Genomic DNA, 18,509 nt, shown 5'->3' with positions numbered 1-18,509 from the left:
CGCCAAAGCCGAGGCGGCTCCTGCCTCGGCCGCAGCCCCTGCGCCAAAAGGCGGCAAGGTTCATGCTGGCCCTGCCGTGCGTCAACTGGCCCGCGAATTCGGTGTCGAGCTGAGCGCCGTGTCGCCAACCGGCCCGCACGGGCGTGTCATCAAGGAAGACGTGCAAGCGTACGTCAAAACCATGATGCAGAAGGCCAAGGAAGCGCCAGCAGCTGGCGCAACCGGTGGTGCGGGCATCCCGCCGATTCCGACCGTCGACTTCAGCCGCTTCGGTGAAGTGGAAGAAGTGGCCATGACTCGCCTGATGCAAATTGGCGCGTCGAGCCTGCATCGCAGCTGGCTGAACATCCCGCACGTGACTCAGTTCGACCAGGCTGACATCACTGAGCTGGAAGCCTTCCGCGTCGCGCAGAAAGCCGTCGCCGAAAAAGCCGGTGTGAAACTGACTGTACTGCCTCTGCTGCTCAAGTCCTGCGCGCACCTGCTCAAGGAAATGCCGGACTTCAACAGCTCGCTGGCGCCAAGCGGCAAAGCGATCATCCGCAAGAAGTACGTGAACATCGGCTTCGCCGTAGACACGCCGGATGGCCTGCTGGTGCCTGTGATCAAGAACGTTGATCAGAAGAGCCTGTTGCAGCTGGCAGCGGAAGCGGCGGCACTGGCTGCCAAAGCCCGTGACAAAAAGCTCACCGCAGACGACATGCAAGGCGCCTGCTTCACTATTTCCAGCCTCGGCCACATTGGCGGCACCGGCTTCACGCCGATCGTCAACGCGCCTGAAGTGGCGATTCTGGGTGTTTCCAAGGCAACTATTCAGCCGGTCTGGGATGGCAAAGCCTTCCAGCCCAAACTGATGCTGCCTTTGTCGCTGTCCTACGATCACCGTGTGATCAACGGCGCTGCGGCGGCACGCTTCACCCAGCGTCTGAGCCAGTTGCTGGGCGACATCCGCACCATCTTGCTGTAAGCCACGTCCCGGCCTTCTTCACCGAAGGCCGGGGCTGCGCACTGTTTTCCGAGCGCCACGCTCGTACCTCAACCCCGCTCTTTTGGCGGGGCTTTTTTTGCCTGCGATTTACGCAAAGCCCCTCACCCTAACCCTCTCCCAGAGGGAGAGGGGACTGATTGGTGGTGTTCCTAAGCCCTCTCTCGCTTTGGGAGAGGGGACTGTTTTTTAGCCCCCTCTCCCTCCGGGAGAGGGCTGGGGTGAGGGTCAAGGTACAAACAAACTCCAGAATCCCAAACCCCTGCCGATAGCCTTCAATAGCACTTAGCCTTCTTGTTCACTTGTCAGCGCCGTGAGCTTGATGCAACCTTGCCGCAGACCGCAGGATCAGGGCAGCCGCCCGTGCGCCATCAGCATTTGTGAAGCGAGTGTTCAATGAAAAGCCAACCCGATGCTGCCGTGCGCATGGCATCCGAGGTCGTGACCCAGCTACCCGTGCCTTCGCGGCTCGGTATGCTGCGTTTCGAGCGGCTTAATGACGCCAGTTGGGCACTGCTTTATCTCGACCCCAACTGCGAGCGCCATTTCGGCGCTTCAGCGAGTGATCTGTGTACGCTGGTTAGCTCGCCCTACGCCAGCTTGATGGAGCCCAAGGCCCGCCATCACTTGCATGAGTCCATTACCCGACAACTCACTAACGAGCCTCACTACGTCGTGCATTACACTTTGCACACGCAACAAGGCCCACTGAAGGTTATGGAAGCGGGCGAAACCTACAAACACCATAATCGTCACTTGCTGCGCGGCTACCTGCTGGTGCTTGAAAACCCACCCTCTTTTGCCCTGACCGAGCCAGAACCCCAGAACAGCCGACTGCATATGGCGCTGGAGCTCAACCAGCGGGCTCAGCAAGAACAACTCCAGCACCTGGAGCGCGTACGCGCCCAACAGGATTTGATTCTGCTGCTCGCCCGTCACCGCTACAGCCAGCACAATTCGCTGCAAGAGGCGGCCGAACTGATCACCCGTAGCGCCTGCGACATTTATCAGGTTGATGGCGCGAGCCTGTGGAACCTTGAAGGCAACTACTTACACCCCGTTTCAGCCTTCCAGCGTGAAAGCCAAAGTTATGTGCTGCTCGAGTCACTCGACATCAGCCATTTCCCGGACTATCTCGAAGCTCTGCATACCAGCCGTTCAATCGACGCACACAACGCCAACCGCGACCCGCGCACCCGCGAACTCATCGCCACCCAGAGCCACCACGACACCAATGCCATGCTGGACGCCAGCATCCGCATCGACGGACAGGTCGTGGGGGTGCTGTGCCTTGAGCAAATCGGCAAAAGCCGGGTGTGGCAATCGGATGAAATAGCCTTTGCCGGTGAGTTGGCCGACCAGTTTGCGCAAGTCATCAACAACCACAACCGGCGCACCGCCACCAGCGCCCTGCACCTGTTTCAGCGGGCTGTCGAACAAAGCGCCAACGCCTTCTTGCTGGTCAACTGCGAAGGCGTGGTGGAATACGTCAACCCCAGCTTTACCGCCATTACCCAGTACAGCTCAGACGAAGTCCAGGGCCAAAAATTGAGCGAGCTGCCCGCGCTGGAGAACCTCAGCGACCTCTTGTTCGATGCGCATTCGAGCCTGAGCAAAGGCAATAGCTGGCAAGGCGAGTTCAAAAGCCGACGCAAAAATCTCGAACCCTATTGGGGCCAAATGTCGATCTCCAAGGTTTACGGTGACAACCGGGAACTGACCCACTACATCGGCATTTACGAAGACATCACCGAGTCCAAACGGGCGCATCAGCGCATTGAACGTTTGGCCTATACCGACAACCTGACCAGTCTGGGCAATCGCCCTGCGTTTATCCGTACCCTTGATGAGCGCTTTGCCCGCACCAGCACCGCCCCTATTTGCCTGCTACTGGTCGATATCGACAACTTCAAGCGCATCAATGACAGCCTCGGCCATCAAACGGGCGACAAACTGCTGATCAGTCTGGCCCGACGCCTGCGCAATACCCTTAGCCCCGCAGACATTCTGGCGCGTTTCGCCAGTAACGAATTTGCCATACTCCTTGACGACACCGCAGTTGAAGCCGGCCAGCACACCGCCAACCAACTGCTGATGACCCTGGACAAACCCATGTTTGTCGATAACCAGCTCATCAGCGTGACCGGTTCAGTCGGCGTTGCCTGTGCGCCTTTGCACGGGCTCGATCCGCAAACACTGATGCGCAACGCCGGGCTGGCCCTGCACAAAGCCAAAGCCAACGGCAAACATCAGGTACAAGTCTTCACCGAGGCCCTGAACGCCGAAGCCAGCTACAAACTTTTCGTCGAGAACAACCTGCGCCGCGCCCTCACCCAAAACGAACTCGAGGTGTTCTATCAACCCAAGCTGTGCCTGCGATCCGGGCGTTTGCTCGGCATGGAAGCCTTGCTGCGCTGGAACCACCCTGAAAAAGGCATGATTCGCCCGGACCAATTCATCAGCGTGGCGGAAGAAACCGGGTTGATTATTCCGATTGGCAAATGGGTGGCACGCCAGGCCTGCCGAATGAGCAAGCACCTGAGCGACAGCGGCCTGGGCAACTTGCAAGTGGCGATCAATCTGTCGCCCAAGCAGTTCTCCGACCCCGATCTCGTGGCCTCCATTGCCAGCATCCTCAAGGAAGAACAACTGCCTGCGGGCTTGCTGGAACTCGAACTGACTGAAGGCCTGCTGCTCGAAGCCACCGATGACACGCGCTTGCAGCTCGATCAATTGAAAGAGATGGGCCTGACCCTGGCGATGGACGATTTTGGCACCGGCTATTCCTCGCTGAGTTACCTGAAAAAATTCCCGATCGACGTCATCAAAATTGACCGCAGCTTCGTCAAAGACATTCCCGACAACCAGAACGACATGGAAATCACCTCCGCCGTGATCGCCATGGCCCACAACCTCAAGCTCAAAGTGGTCGCTGAAGGGATCGAAACCGCCGCACAGCTCGCTTTTCTGCGTCGCCATCGGTGCGATGTGGGTCAAGGCTATCTGTTCGACCGCCCTATCCCCGGCGACGAACTGATGGAAAAACTCAAACGCTACCCACGTGGCCCTTTGGCCTGACAGCGCGGTAACACTCGGGCACACTGCGGGTCTGACTTATGACTATCTGACTGAGAGGACTCGAAACATGGTCTTGCGCTCGGAAATACTGGTGAATAAAAACGTGCTACCTACTCAAGAACAAGCCCTGCCGGGCCGCGAAACCCCCATGCAACTGCCTGAATACCACTACGTATTCAAAGACACCCCGCTGCTGGGGCCATTTTTGGGCAACGTCGGTTTTGCGATTTTTGGCCTGGGCTGTTTCTGGGGTGCAGAACGCAAATTCTGGGAACGCGAAGGCGTCGTCAGCACGGTCGTAGGGTATGCGGGGGGCTACACGCCAAATCCGACCTATGAAGAAGTTTGCTCGGGGCTGACCGGCCATACCGAAGTGGTCTTGGTGGTCTACGATCAGGACAAGGTCAGCTACGGCGATCTTCTGAAAATGTTCTGGGAGCTGCACAACCCGACGCAAGGCATGCGTCAGGGCAACGACATCGGCAGCCAATACCGCTCGGTGATCTACTGCACCACCCCAGAGCAACTGGATGAAGCGCTGGCCAGCAAAGCGGCTTACCAGGCTGAGCTGGACAAGGCCGGTCTGGGACAAATCACCACCGAAATCGAACAAGCTCCGACCGTGTATTTTGCCGAGGCCTACCACCAGCAATACCTGGCGAAAAATCCGCAGGGTTATTGCGGCATTGGCGGCACCGGCGTGACCTGCCCTATTTGACGAAAACGATCTCCGTAGCAGCTGCCGCAGGCTGCGTCCGGTTGCGAAGCAATCGTTAAATCAGACAGCTCGGTGGCTCTTAAACACCGTGCTTTCGGATTTTGCGACGGCTGCGCCGCCGAACGCAGCCTGCGGCAGCCGCTACGAGACCCATTGCGGCTTATTCCGCGATCAACCATTCCATCTGCCAGCCACCCTGGGTTTGCCCCAGCTTTTTGGCCAACCACGGCATCAGCTCGCGCAACTCTTCTTCAAGACCCCACGGTGGATTGGCAATCGCCAAGCCCGAGCCATTAAGACTGTTCGGAGTATCCAGCGGGTGTACGAACAACTCGACCTGTAGCAGTTTCGGCGCGCCTGAACCTGCCAAATCCTGATAGAAGCGACGCAATTGGCGTTTATCTTTTATCGGATACCAAATCGCTACCACGGTCTGACGCATACGGCTGATCGCATCTTTCAAGGATTCAGCGCAGCGTTTCATCTCGTCCAGCTTTTCAAACGGTGGGTCGATCAGCATCAGCGCACGTTTTTCCGCGACCGGCAGCAAGGCCCTCGGCACATGCCAGCCTTCACCTAGATGCACGGCGACGCGGCGATCGCCTTTCATATTGTCTTTGAGCATCACACCGTCTTCCGGGTGCTTCTCGTTCAATAGAATGCGGTCTTGAGAACGGGTCAAACGACGCGCCCACTCAGGGGAGCCGGGGTAATAGCGCAACTCGCCGTCCGGGTTCATTTTGTGCAGCACCTGCATATAGTCCGCGGTTATCGCGGGCAGGTTTTTCTGATCCCACAGACGGGCGATGCCTTCAAGATACTCGCCGGTTCGATTCGCCTGATCGCCCTTGAGGTCGTACAAACCAATTCCGGCATGGGTATCCAGATAGGCAAAAGGCTGTTCTTTACGCGACATCAAGGCGATCAGTCGGGTCAAGACGATATGTTTGAATACGTCGGCGTGGTTGCCGGCGTGGAAGGCGTGACGATAGTTCATGATTGCTCCTGCGCAGGGGGCGAAGTTTACCCTGCACAGCGAGCCGCGTCAGGCGTTAAGCCTGAGGCGGCGCTAAACGGCGCTCTTGATCAAATGTACTGAGGCAGCAAAACCAGCTGTTGTACCGTAGGAGCGTCGCCGTGGCGGTCGACCGGAAAACGGTGATCCGCATCTGCGATTAATACCTGACCATCTAACACTTCAACGCGAAGGCCGTACATCTGGATCTCACCCGCCACTAAATGATCGTCGATATGAAACATAAAAGCCCAGGGCTCTTTGATCTCGGTAGGCTCACTGATCAAGCCCAGTTGCTTGGTGCTGCCATCGGCTTTCACGCCAGTGAGCTGTATGGTCCAGACGTATTGGCTTTGGAACTGGAAAGGAATCTCACGAAGCGAGATCTCTCCTTTTATAGTTTTACCACCCATAGAAAAGCTCCTTGATAGGGCGTCCGAAAGCGAACGCTGACGTAAGGCTAGCCGCCCTTTAACGCTCAAAAGCACGCTCAGAACTTTCCACGGTAACACCCCGTATGTTCATGCAATGAGCACTGAGAAAGCCTACGGCGTCAGGCGAAGCACACACAAAAACGGCCCGCATCCATAAGGAAGCGGGCCGTTTTTATGAGCTACTTAGCGAGCCGGAGCTCAGCCAATTAGCTGTTTTGCTGGAAGTCTTTCTCGGCAGCGTCGAAACGCTCGACCATCTTCTTGCTCGGGCCTTGGCCCATAGCGCTGACCAGCCAAATGGCCAAGCTGGCGAAGATAAAGCCCGGAATGATTTCGTACAGACCGAACAAGGCAAAGTGCTTCCACACGATCACGGTGATTGCACCGACCAGAATACCGGCCAGCGCGCCCTGACGTGTCATGCCTTTCCACAGTACAGAGATCAGTACCACCGGGCCGAATGCAGCACCGAAGCCTGCCCACGCGTAGCTCACCAGACCCAGCACGCGGTTTTCAGGGTTAGCGGCCATGGCGATAGCGATCAAAGCCACTACCAGCACCATGATTCGGCCAACCCACACCAACTCGAGCTGGGAGGCATTTTTGCGCAGGAATGCTTTGTAAAAGTCTTCAGTCAGGGCGCTGGAGCAGACCAGCAACTGACAGCTCAAGGTGCTCATCACCGCCGCGAGAATAGCTGACAGCAGCACCCCGGCAATCCACGGATTGAACAGCAACTTGGCCAGTTCGATGAACACCCGCTCAGGGTTTTCAGTCACAGGGCCAGCCAGCTCCGGGTGTGTCGAGAAGTAGGCAATACCGAAGAAACCCACCCCAACCGTACCGGCCAGACACAGGATCATCCAGGTCATGGAGATGCGACGCGCCTTGGCAATCGACTTGACCGAATCCGCCGCCATGAAGCGGGCAAGGATATGCGGCTGACCGAAGTAGCCCAACCCCCAGCCCATCAGCGAGATGATGCCGATAAAGGTGGTGCCTTTAAGCATGTCGAAGTTGCTAGGGTCTTGCGCTTCGATAGCCAGGAATGTGGTGTCCACACCGCCAGTCGCCAGCAGCACGATGATTGGCGTGAGGATCAGCGCAAAAATCATCAGTGTGGCTTGCACCGTGTCAGTCCAGCTTACTGCCAGGAAACCGCCAATAAAGGTGTAAGCAATGGTCGCAGCAGCACCGGCCCACAATGCAGTGCCGTATGGCATACCGAACGTGCTTTCGAACAGACGGGCACCGGCCACGATGCCAGAGGCGCAGTAGATGGTGAAGAACACCAGGATCACGATGGCCGAAATAATGCGCAGCAGCCCGCTGTGATCTTCAAAACGACTGGAGAAATAGTCTGGCAGCGTCAAGGCGTCGCCGTTGTGCTCGGTTTGTACGCGCAGACGACCAGCCACAAACAGCCAGTTCAAATAGGCACCGGCCACCAGACCGATGGCGATCCAGCTCTCGGACAGCCCGGACATGTAAATGGCACCGGGCAAACCCATCAGCAGCCAGCCGCTCATGTCGGAGGCGCCAGCGGACAGTGCAGTCACAACGCTGCCCAGGCTACGGCCACCCAAAATGTAGTCAGAAAGGTTGTTGGTGGAGCGATAGGCCATAAGGCCGATGAGGACCATTGCCGCGATATAGATCACAAACGTGATCAGGGTTGGGTTACTCACACTCATTACATTAAGCCCTGGCATTGTTTTTATGGTTAGCAGCGGTCTGGTTGAACGCTCACAAACGTCCTGTTTGAGACGATGAACAAAGCCCTGCATTTATGACTGACGTTCCCCCAGGAAAACCATCAGTTGGTACATCAGCATTAAAGCGGTTGCACCTTGGCTGCGAATGCTATGCAACAAAGCAAATAAGGTGCAACCAGTTTTTGTCGGGCAAGTTGCACCTTGTCGCCTTTTCGTCTCAATTCAGGGGTTTTGCGCCTTTTAGGAGCAAGAAACCCACAAGACCGAACCATAAGCACCAAGGTTGTGCACGGAATTTGTCGGTGGGAAAAAATCCTGACGAAGCGCAGAAAAAACGGGTTGCACTAGGTTGCACCTCTCTCTGCGCAGCGCTAATCTTGCCGCCAGCTGCTGCCGCGCAACTGCGGCACCCATGAGGATAAAAATATGGCTACCACCACCCTTGGGGTCAAACTTGATGACCCAACCCGCGAGCGCCTCAAGGCCGCCGCGACCTCGATTGATCGCACGCCTCACTGGCTGATCAAACAGGCAATTTTCAATTACCTGGAAAAACTCGAGGGTGGTGCAACCCTGACCGAGTTAAGCGGCGTGCCTGGCGATGACGCTGACGAAGCCCCCACCGATCACGCGCATCAGTGCTTCCTGGAGTTCGCCGAAAGCATTCTGCCGCAGTCCGTCCTGCGCGCGGCCATCACCTCGGCCTATCGCCGCCCGGAGCCTGAAGTCGTCCCTATGCTCATCGAACAGGCTCGTCTGCCTGCGCCGATGGCTGCTGCTACTCAAGCCCTCGCCGCCTCGATTGCCGAAAAACTGCGCAATCAGAAGAGCGCCGGTGGTCGCGCCGGAATCGTTCAAGGCTTGTTGCAAGAATTCTCCCTGTCGTCCCAGGAAGGTGTGGCCCTGATGTGCCTGGCCGAAGCGCTGCTGCGCATCCCAGACAAAGGCACGCGCGACGCATTGATCCGCGACAAGATCAGCACCGGCAACTGGCACCCGCATTTGGGCAACAGCCCGTCGCTGTTTGTTAACGCCGCGACCTGGGGCCTGCTGCTGACCGGCAAACTGGTGTCGACCCACAACGAAGCGGGCCTGACCTCTTCGCTCAGCCGCATTATCGGTAAAAGCGGCGAACCGATGATCCGCAAGGGTGTCGACATGGCCATGCGCCTGATGGGCGAACAGTTCGTCACCGGCGAAACCATCGGTGAAGCCTTGGCCAACGCCACGCGCTTTGAAGCCAAAGGCTTCCGTTACTCCTACGACATGCTCGGCGAAGCGGCACTGACCGAGCATGACGCTCAGAAATACCTGGCCTCCTACGAGCAAGCCATCCACTCGATTGGCAAAGCGTCCAACGGCCGTGGCATTTATGAAGGCCCGGGCATCTCGATCAAATTGTCGGCCCTGCACCCTCGTTACAGCCGTGCCCAGTACGAGCGCGTGATGGACGAGCTGTACCCGCGCCTGCTGTCACTCACCGTGCTGGCCAAGCAATATGACATCGGCCTGAACATTGACGCCGAAGAAGCTGATCGCCTCGAAATCTCCCTCGATCTGCTGGAACGCCTGTGCTTCGAACCGCAACTGGCGGGCTGGAACGGTATCGGATTCGTCATTCAGGCGTATCAGAAGCGTTGCCCGTACGTGATCGATTACGTAATTGACCTCGCACGCCGCAGCCGTCACCGCTTGATGATCCGCCTGGTAAAAGGCGCGTACTGGGACAGCGAAATCAAACGCGCTCAGGTTGAAGGCCTGGAAGGCTACCCGGTCTACACCCGCAAGGTGTACACCGACGTGTCCTACCTCGCTTGCGCGAAGAAATTGCTGGCTGTGCCCGAAGCGATTTACCCGCAGTTCGCCACCCACAACGCCCAAACGTTGTCGGCGATTTATCATATTGCCGGTCAGAACTACTACCCCGGCCAGTACGAATTCCAATGCCTGCACGGCATGGGCGAGCCATTGTACGAGCAAGTTGTCGGCAAGTTGGCCGAAGGCAAGCTGAACCGTCCGTGCCGCGTGTACGCACCTGTTGGCACTCACGAAACGCTGCTGGCGTATCTGGTGCGTCGCTTGCTGGAAAACGGCGCGAATACTTCGTTTGTGAACCGCATCGCTGACCACACCATTTCGATTCAAGAGCTGGTCGCCGACCCGATCTCACAGATCGAGCACATGGCGGCGCAAGAAGGCGGTTTCGGCCTGCCCCACCCGCGCATTCCATTACCCCGCGATCTGTACGGCAGCGAACGCGCCAACTCCAGCGGTATCGACATGTCCAACGAACATCGCTTGGCGTCGTTGTCCTGTGCCCTGCTGGCCACGGCCCATAACAACTGGAAAGCAGCACCGATGCTGGGCTGCGCCTCCAGCAGCGAAACGCCTGCGCCGGTGCTCAACCCGTCCGACCTGCGTGACGTGGTCGGCCATGTACAAGAAGCCACGGTTGAAGATGCCGATAACGCGATCCAGTGCGCACTCAACGTCGCCCCCATCTGGCAAGCCACGCCACCGGCCGAACGTGCGGCGATTCTGGAGCGCGCGGCTGACCTGATGGAAGGCGAAATTCAACCACTCATGGGCCTGCTGGCACGTGAAGCGGGCAAGACCTACGCCAACGCCATTGCAGAAGTCCGGGAAGCCGTCGACTTCCTGCGCTACTACGCCGTGCAGGCGCGCAACGACCTGACCAATGACGCCCACCGCCCACTGGGCCCGGTGGTGTGCATCAGCCCGTGGAACTTCCCGCTGGCGATTTTCAGCGGCCAGGTCGCTGCTGCGCTGGCTGCCGGTAACCCGGTATTGGCCAAACCCGCAGAGCAAACGCCACTGGTGGCGGCTCAAGCGGTACGCATCCTGCTCGAAGCCGGTATTCCTGAAGGGGTGCTGCAATTGCTGCCGGGTCGTGGCGAAACCGTGGGCGCACGCCTGGTGGGCGATGATCGCGTCAAAGGTGTGATGTTCACGGGTTCCACCGAAGTCGCGCGCTTGCTGCAACGTAATATCGCGGGCCGTCTGGATGCACAAGGTCGCCCAATCCCGCTGATCGCCGAAACCGGCGGCCAAAACGCAATGATCGTCGACTCCTCGGCGCTGACTGAACAAGTGGTCATCGACGTCGTGTCTTCGGCATTCGACAGTGCCGGCCAGCGTTGTTCGGCCTTGCGGGTACTGTGCTTGCAGGAAGATTCAGCAGATCGCGTCATTGAGATGCTCAAAGGAGCAATGGCCGAATCGCGCATGGGCAATCCGGAGCGGTTAAACGTGGACATCGGCCCGGTGATCGACGCCGAAGCCAAAGCCGGTATCGAGCAACACATTCAGGGCATGCGCAGCAAAGGCCGTAGCGTCTACCAAATGGCTATCGCCGACATTGAAGAGTGCAAACGCGGCACCTTCGTCATGCCGACCCTGATTGAACTGGAAAGCTTCGACGAGCTGGAACGCGAAATTTTCGGCCCGGTGCTACACGTGGTGCGCTACAAGCGCAAAGACATTGACCAGTTGATCGCACAGATCAACGCCTCGGGTTACGGCCTGACGCTGGGCGTGCACACCCGCATCGACGAAACCATTGCCAAAGTGGTCAACAACGTCAATGCCGGTAACGTCTACGTTAACCGCAACATCGTCGGTGCCGTGGTCGGCGTGCAGCCGTTCGGCGGCGAAGGCTTGTCGGGCACAGGCCCTAAAGCCGGTGGCCCGCTGTACTTGTTCCGCCTGTTGTCGACCCGTCCCGCTAACGCGATTGAGCAATCATTCGCCAAAGTCGATGCGGTGACCGTGCCTGACACTCAAGCTCGCGAAGCTCTGAGCAAACCGTTGAAGGCGCTGCAAGACTGGGCCAACAACAATCAGCAAGCAGCGCTGGCCGAGTTGTGCGACGAGTATGCCGCCCACTCGCAAAGCGGCATCACTCGCCTGCTCAACGGCCCTACCGGCGAACGCAACAGCTACGCCATCCTGCCGCGCGAACACGTGTTGTGCCTGGCTGAAGTCGAGAGCGACCTGCTCACCCAACTGGCGGCTGTACTGGCCGTGGGCAGCTCGGCGGTACTGCCGGACAATGAGCTGAGCCAAACCGTGGTAGCGCGCCTGCCTAAAGAAGTGCAAGCACGCATCAAACGGGTTGCAGACTGGACTCAAGACGATGTGATCTTTGACGCTGTCCTGCACCACGGCGATTGCGATCAACTGCGTGACGTGTGCCAGAAAGTGGCCAAACGCGCAGGCGCTATTGTCGGTGTACAAGGTCTGTCCCAGGGTGAAACGTCTATTGCACTGGAACGTCTGGTGATTGAGCGCGCGCTGAGTGTTAACACCGCAGCAGCAGGTGGCAACGCCAGCTTGATGACCATCGGTTGACAGCAGGCTGAAACATCAAGAACCGGGCACCTGAAAAGTGCCCGGTTTTTTTATGCGCCACATCCGGGCAATTATCCTGTGTAGACCAACACATAAAGCGCCAGAAGTGCCACTGACACAGCCCCGGCTAACGCCCAGAAGACATTGCCCACATTGAAGTTGCAATTACTGCCTCCCAGGCGGTCGTTTGCCAAAAGATTGATGGCGCGCTGGGCGCCGACAAACAAAAAAACACTCACTGTGATCAGCACTGCATTGGCAATAAACACCACTCCAGCGTCTTGCGGATCATCAAAAAACATCGCAAACAGGGTCGAGATCATGACCATCAACATAATCAGAAGCGCTCTGGGTTCAGGGTGCCACCGGCACGGTTTGCCGGCCAGATCCAGACCGTTCTGAATTTTGTCGAACAGCTCAAGAATAAAAAACGGCCATAGCACAGCCCGTACAAGCGGGAAGATGTCCGCCCCGACTCGTTCTTTGTAGGTTGCCCAGTTGCGGTATGACCAATAGACGATGTACCCACCGCCCGTCAGCAGATACAACACAACAAATTTGGTGACAGAAACGACATACAGCTCGCTTGGACCCAGACCCAATAGTCTATTTACATCAGACACCGGATCTCTGATCAAAGAGGTAGGTTTCATGATTCATCCATTGGCTAATAGAAATGTGACATAGAGATACAATTTGCCGGGCCAAAATAATGCAGTCTCGGTCTGTCTCTCTTGTAAGAAAAAGCCTCAGACCCTCTGCGATTACTTTGCGAGCCAGTAGGTGCAAACCATTCAATGTGAGTGAAAAACGGCTGCACCCACGCAAGTTCATATCTTGAAAACCTTTTTGACAGCTGGCCAATCGCGCAGGTTAGAATCGCTGGCACGTAGACTGCATAGGCCGTCTACGCCCTGTCTTTTCAGTCTTCTGGAGTACTGCCTTTGAATGCAACGACCATCAACAGCCTGTTCTTGATCGGCGCGTTGCTGGTAGGTGCAAGCATTCTCGTCAGTTCACTGTCCTCACGTCTGGGCATCCCGATTCTGGTCATCATTCTGGCGGTGGGCATGGCCGCAGGCGTCGATGGCGGCGGGATCATTTTCAACAACTATCCCACCGCGTATCTGGTCGGCAACCTCGCTCTGGCGGTGATCCTGCTCGACGGCGGCTTGCGCACACGGGTGTCGAGCTTTCGCGTGGCGTTATGGCCGGCGTTGTCACTGGCCACGGTCGGGGTGATGATTACCACCGGCCTGACCGGCTTGATGGCCGCCTGGTTGTTCAACCTCAACCTGATTCAAGGCCTGTTGATCGGCGCGATCGTCGGTTCAACCGACGCTGCCGCCGTGTTCTCGCTGCTGGGCGGCAAAGGCCTGAACGAACGGGTTTCAGCCAGCCTGGAGATTGAATCCGGCAGCAACGACCCAATGGCCGTGTTTCTCACTGTCACCCTGATCGACATGCTTGCCAGCGGCGAAACCACCCTGCATGCCAGCCTGCTGCTTAACTTGCTGCGAGAATTCGGTATCGGCGCCGCAGTCGGTCTGGCCGGTGGCTGGCTGTTGCTGCAAATGGTTAACCGCATCCACCTGGCCAACGGTCTGTACCCGATTCTGGTCATTGCAGGCGGGCTGGCAGTCTTTGCCCTGACCAACGCCCTGCACGGCAGCGGCTTCCTGGCGGTCTACCTGTGCGGCCTGGTGATCGGCAACAGTCCAATTCGCAGCCGCCACGGCATTTTGCATATGCTTGACGGCATGGCCTGGCTGGCCCAGATCGGCATGTTTCTGGTCTTGGGCCTGCTGGTCACCCCCCATGACTTGCTCCCCATCGCGATTCCCGCTCTGGCCCTGGCGCTGTGGATGATTCTGTTCGCCCGGCCCCTGTCGGTGTTCGTCGGCCTGCTGCCGTTCAAGGCCTTTCACGGTCGCGAAAAAGTATTTATCTCCTGGGTAGGGCTGCGTGGTGCCGTACCGATCATTCTGGCGGTCTTCCCGTTGATGGCCGGTTTGCCCAACGCACAGCTGTATTTCAACCTGGCGTTCTTTATTGTGCTGGTATCCCTGCTGGTGCAAGGCACCAGCCTGCCGTGGGTGGCCAAGCTGCTCAAAGTCACCGTGCCACCCGATTTGGCACCGGTGTCTCGTGCAGCCCTCGAAGTTCACCCAACCAGCGAGTGGGAACTGTTTGTTTACCGTCTGGACGCACAAAATTGGTGCGTCGGGGCTGCTCTGCGGGAACTTAAAATGCCCGATGGCACCCGCATCGCCGCCCTGTTTCGCGACCAAAAACTGCTCCACCCGTCGGGTAGTACCACCCTCGACGTTGGCGATTTGCTCTGCGTAATCGGCCACGAACACAACTTGCCGGCCCTCGGCAAACTGTTCAGCCAGCCCCCTACTCGCGGCCTCGATCTGCGCTTCTTCGGCGACTTCGTCCTGGAAGGTGACGCCCGGCTGGGCGCGGTCGCTGCCTTGTATGGTTTACAGCTCGACGGCATTGACCCTGATTTGCCACTCAGTCGCTTCATTGCACAAAAAGTGGGCGGCGCTCCGGTGGTCGGCGACCAGGTGGAATGGAACAACACCATCTGGACCGTTGCGGTCATGGACGGGAACAAGATAGGCAAAGTGGGCGTCAGATTCCCCGAAGGAAGTGCACCGGGTCCCGGGTTGTTCCTCTAAACTCCAATTTTCCTACGCTTGTCTGATCGGTACCTATGTCACTACTGCGCACGTTAGTCGTTACCGCATGGCTCGGCCTGAGCCTTTCTGTTGGCACACTCCAGGCCGCCGAGCCCCCGTCGCCCGAATCGGTGCAGCAAAGCCTCGACAAAATTGCCGATCGAAAACTGCCAGAAGCCGACCAAAAAGCCTTGCAAGGCGTGTTGCAGCAGACCCTCACGCTGCTGGGCGACAAAGCCGACTACGAGCAGCGCCTGACCGATATCAAGCAGCAACTGGCCACGGCGCCTGACCAGACCGCAGAAAACCAGCGCGAACTGGCCCGCCTTAAAGCCAGCCCCGCCGTGCCAGTCGCCCAACGCTACAAAGACCTGTCCGTTGCGCAACTGGAGCAAATGCTGGCTGATCGCACGACGCAACAAGGTGAACTGCAAAAAGCCCTGGCCATTGCCAACAGCCAAAGCATTGCCGCCCAGACTCGCCCGGAGCGGGCGCAAGCCGAAATCAGCACCAGCCAGACACGCATTCAGCAGATCAACAACATCCTCAAATCTGGCCGCGACAATGGCAAATTGCTGAATGCCGATCAACGCAATCAGCTCACTGCCGAAATCGCCGCACTGAACGCACTCATCGCCTTGCGTCGTCAGGAACTGGCAGGTAACAGCCAACTGCAAGACTTGAGTGGCAGCCAACACGACCTGCTGCTGGAAAAAACCACACGTCAGGACCAGGAAATTCAGGACCTGCAAACCCTGATCAATCAGAAGCGGCTGGCTCAATCGCAACAAACGGTGACCGAGCAATCCATCGAAGCTCAGAAATCAGGCAGCAGCAGCCTGCTGGCTACCGAAAGCGCGATCAACCTGAAGCTTTCTGACTATTTGTTGCGCAGTACTGACCGCCTCAACGAAGTCACGCAGCAAAACCTCGAAACCAAGCAGCAACTGGATAACGTGACCCAGAGCGATCAGGCGCTGGACGAGCAAATCAGTGTGCTCAAGGGCAGTTTGCTGCTGTCCAAGATTCTTTATAAACAGAAGCAAGCCCTGCCGCGTTTACAGAAAATGGACAAAAACCTGGCAGACGAGATTGCAGACATTCGCCTGTACCAGTTCGAAATCAACCAGCAGCGCGAGTTGATCAGCAACCCGACCGGCTACGTCGATAACCTGCTCAAAACCCAGCCCGCCGATCAGGTCACCCCGCAACTGCGTAAAACACTGATAGATCTGGTCAATACCCGCAGCGACCTGCTGGACCGCCTGAACCGCGAACTCAGCTCACTGCTCAACGAATCGATCACCCTTCAGCTCAACCAGAAACAACTGCTCAGCACCGCGCAAAGCCTGCGGGCCACGCTCGACGAGCAAATGTTCTGGATTCCCAGCAATAAACCGCTGGACCTGGAGTGGCTCGAAGGCGCGCCCCGTCAACTGAAACAGCAGGTCGTCACCCTTCCATGGACCTCCAGTTTCAGCGAACTGGCTGATGGTTTGCGCCAACGCCCGCTGTTGTTTTTGCCGCTGGTGCTGTTGATTGTCGCCCTGCTGTGGAAGCGCAAATACCTGTACGGCAAATTGAATGAAATCCATCAGGACATTGGCCATTTCAAGCGTGACAGCCAATGGCATACGCCGCTGGCGATCCTGATCAATATCCTGCTGGCCATGCCGATTGCACTGGCGCTGGCCCTTTGCGGGTACGCTTTACAAAGCGACGCCCGCGGCATGAATGCCAACGCCGGCGCTGCCCTGATTCAAATGGCGCAAGCCTGGCTGGTGTTCTACACGATCTATCGGATTCTGGCGCCGGGTGGCGTGGCCGAGCTGCATTTTCGCTGGGAAAAGCCGCTGGTCGAGTTTCTACAAAAATGGATTCGCAAACTCGGATTTGTCGTCCTCGCGCTGGTAGCTGTCGTCGCCTTTGCCGAACAACAGCCCGCAGCGTTGGCTGATGACGTGCTGGGCATCCTCGTTGTGCTGAGCTGCTATGCGGCCATGAGCTGGCTGCTGTTTCGCCTGCTGCTCAACGACCAGACCGACAAAAAAGCCTATCGCGTGCGTAAAACCCTGGGCTTCCTGTTTGCCCTGCTGCCGCTCGCCTTGTTTGTCGCCGTGTGTTTTGGCTACTACTACACCGCGCTCAAACTCAGTGATCGCTTGATCAACACCCTCTACTTGCTGATGTTCTGGCTGGTGGTTGAAGCCGCATTTGTGCGCGGTCTGGCCGTGGCCGCACGGCGTCTGGCCTATCAGCGCGCACTGGCCAAACGTCAGGCAGCCAAAGAAGCCGGCGAAGGCAACGACGTCGTGCTCGAAGAACCGACACTGGACATTGAACAGGTGAACCAGCAATCACTGCGCCTGATTCGTCTGGCCTTGCTCGCAGGTTTTATCGCTGTGCTGTATTGGGTGTGGGCTGATCTGATTTCAGTATTTTCCTACCTCGACAACATCACCTTGTACGAATACACCAGCGGCACCGGCGCCAACATGAGCATGGTGCCCATCAGCATCGGCGACGTGATCGGTGCGCTGGTCATAATCGGCATCAGCATCGCGCTGGCGCGCAACTTGCCCGGCCTGCTGGAAGTGCTGGTGCTGTCACGGCTTGATCTGGGCCAAGGCAGCGCCTACGCCACCACGACCCTGCTGACCTACGTGATCATCGGCATAGGCTTTGTGTCCACACTCTCGACCCTGGGCGTGAGCTGGGACAAGTTGCAATGGCTGGTGGCCGCGCTGTCGGTAGGATTGGGCTTCGGCATGCAAGAGATCTTCGCCAACTTCATCTCCGGCATCATGATCCTGTTTGAGCGCCCGGTGCGTATCGGCGACACCATCACCATCGGCAACCTGTCGGGCACGGTCAGCAAGATCCGCATCCGTGCGACCACCATCACCGACTTCGACCGCAAAGACATTATCGTCCCGAATAAAACCTTCATTACCGGGCAACTGATCAACTGGTCGCTGACCGACACCATTACCCGCGTCACCCTGAAGCTGGGGGTCGATTATGGTTCCGATCTGGATCTGGTCAAACAGCTGCTGCTCAAGGCCGCGCAAGAAAACCCCCGCGTCCTCAAAGACCCTGAGCCGCATGTATTCTTCCTCAGCTTCGGCCAAAGCACACTGGACCACGAACTGCGCATGCACGTGCGTGATCTGGGCGACCGTAACCCGGTCATTGACGAAGTGAACCGCTTTATCAACCGCGAATTCAAAAACCACAACATCAACATCTCTTTCCAGCAGATGGAGGTGTACCTTAAAAACCTTCAGGGCCAGGAATACAAGCTGGTGCCTGTCGGGCCGGAAGTACCGGCTCAAAAGCTGACGCTGGATAAGCCTAACCCGACGTAGCAGTTGCCGAAGGCGACGTCCGATTGCGCAGCGATCGTAAACCCTGAGTGCCGGATTCAACGGACTCACTGAGGCGTCTGAATGTACGACGGCTGCGCCGCCGGACGCAGCCTTCGGCAGCTGCTACGCAAGCTGTTG

10 protein-coding genes are annotated in these 18,509 nt (G+C 57.6%); 6 read left to right on the top strand and 4 right to left on the bottom strand.

Features of this window, described 5'->3' with window-relative positions:
- From GHN86_RS19995 to msrA, 3 genes are all read left to right on the top strand, one after another.
- Positions 1–967, top strand: a 967-nt coding sequence (locus tag GHN86_RS19995) for a 2-oxo acid dehydrogenase subunit E2 (protein ID WP_194286456.1), incomplete at its 5' end; no start/stop codon positions are given.
- Between the two features lie 414 nt (positions 968–1,381).
- Positions 1,382–4,063 (top strand): GGDEF and EAL domain-containing protein, encoded by a 2,682-nt coding sequence (locus tag GHN86_RS19990; RefSeq protein ID WP_153387182.1) that lies wholly within the window; start codon positions 1,382–1,384, stop codon positions 4,061–4,063.
- Between the two features lie 67 nt (positions 4,064–4,130).
- Positions 4,131–4,781, top strand: coding sequence for a peptide-methionine (S)-S-oxide reductase MsrA (gene msrA, locus GHN86_RS19985; RefSeq protein WP_153381707.1), 651 nt, complete (start codon positions 4,131–4,133; stop codon positions 4,779–4,781).
- A 160-nt stretch (positions 4,782–4,941) separates the two neighbouring features.
- On the opposite strand, the gene GHN86_RS19980 is transcribed toward msrA, so the two are convergent.
- The 3 genes from GHN86_RS19980 to putP form a co-directional block, all read right to left on the bottom strand.
- Positions 4,942–5,778 carry a 23S rRNA (adenine(2030)-N(6))-methyltransferase RlmJ gene (locus GHN86_RS19980; RefSeq protein WP_122785140.1) on the bottom strand — a complete coding sequence of 279 codons (837 nt, stop codon included), beginning with the start codon at positions 5,776–5,778 and terminating at the stop codon, positions 4,942–4,944.
- An 89-nt stretch (positions 5,779–5,867) separates the two neighbouring features.
- Entirely contained in the window at positions 5,868–6,209 is a 342-nt protein-coding gene (locus GHN86_RS19975; protein ID WP_153381709.1) for a hypothetical protein, read from the bottom strand.
- A 227-nt stretch (positions 6,210–6,436) separates the two neighbouring features.
- Positions 6,437–7,924 (bottom strand): sodium/proline symporter PutP, encoded by a 1,488-nt coding sequence (gene putP, locus GHN86_RS19970; RefSeq protein WP_153381711.1) that lies wholly within the window; start codon positions 7,922–7,924, stop codon positions 6,437–6,439.
- A 447-nt stretch (positions 7,925–8,371) separates the two neighbouring features.
- Between putP and putA the strand changes: the two genes are divergently transcribed.
- A complete protein-coding gene (putA, locus tag GHN86_RS19965) occupies positions 8,372–12,316 on the top strand; it encodes a trifunctional transcriptional regulator/proline dehydrogenase/L-glutamate gamma-semialdehyde dehydrogenase (protein ID WP_153381713.1) in 3,945 nt (1,314 codons plus the stop codon).
- A 71-nt stretch (positions 12,317–12,387) separates the two neighbouring features.
- Here putA and GHN86_RS19960 read toward each other — a convergent pair whose 3' ends face one another.
- On the bottom strand, positions 12,388–12,969 hold the full coding sequence (locus GHN86_RS19960; RefSeq protein WP_153381715.1) for a hypothetical protein: 582 nt from the start codon (positions 12,967–12,969) through the stop codon (positions 12,388–12,390).
- A 291-nt stretch (positions 12,970–13,260) separates the two neighbouring features.
- Between GHN86_RS19960 and GHN86_RS19955 the strand changes: the two genes are divergently transcribed.
- Both GHN86_RS19955 and mscK read left to right on the top strand, forming a co-directional pair.
- Positions 13,261–15,003: a potassium/proton antiporter gene (locus tag GHN86_RS19955; RefSeq protein WP_153381717.1), complete on the top strand. Its 1,743-nt coding sequence runs from the start codon at positions 13,261–13,263 to the stop codon at positions 15,001–15,003.
- 35 nt (positions 15,004–15,038) lie between these two features.
- Entirely contained in the window at positions 15,039–18,371 is a 3,333-nt protein-coding gene (gene mscK, locus GHN86_RS19950) for a mechanosensitive channel MscK (RefSeq protein ID WP_153381719.1), read from the top strand.
- Positions 18,372–18,509 lie beyond the last annotated feature (138 nt).

The organism is Pseudomonas helleri, assembly GCF_009600315.1.
In the GTDB taxonomy this organism is placed as follows: domain Bacteria; phylum Pseudomonadota; class Gammaproteobacteria; order Pseudomonadales; family Pseudomonadaceae; genus Aquipseudomonas; species Aquipseudomonas helleri_A.
This window is presented reverse-complemented; position numbering and strand designations above follow the sequence as displayed.

Bases quoted from the DNA above. Each gene is read 5' to 3' on its own strand.
- GHN86_RS19990 (WP_153387182.1), top strand. From the start codon at position 1,382: ATGAAAAGCCAACCCGATGCTGCCGTGCGCATGGCATCCGAGGTCGTG.
- msrA (WP_153381707.1), top strand. From the start codon at position 4,131: ATGGTCTTGCGCTCGGAAATACTGGTGAATAAAAACGTGCTACCTACT.
- GHN86_RS19980 (WP_122785140.1), bottom strand. From the start codon at position 5,778: ATGAACTATCGTCACGCCTTCCACGCCGGCAACCACGCCGACGTATTC.
- GHN86_RS19975 (WP_153381709.1), bottom strand. From the start codon at position 6,209: ATGGGTGGTAAAACTATAAAAGGAGAGATCTCGCTTCGTGAGATTCCT.
- putP (WP_153381711.1), bottom strand. From the start codon at position 7,924: ATGAGTGTGAGTAACCCAACCCTGATCACGTTTGTGATCTATATCGCG.
- putA (WP_153381713.1), top strand. From the start codon at position 8,372: ATGGCTACCACCACCCTTGGGGTCAAACTTGATGACCCAACCCGCGAG.
- GHN86_RS19960 (WP_153381715.1), bottom strand. From the start codon at position 12,969: ATGAAACCTACCTCTTTGATCAGAGATCCGGTGTCTGATGTAAATAGA.
- mscK (WP_153381719.1), top strand. From the start codon at position 15,039: ATGTCACTACTGCGCACGTTAGTCGTTACCGCATGGCTCGGCCTGAGC.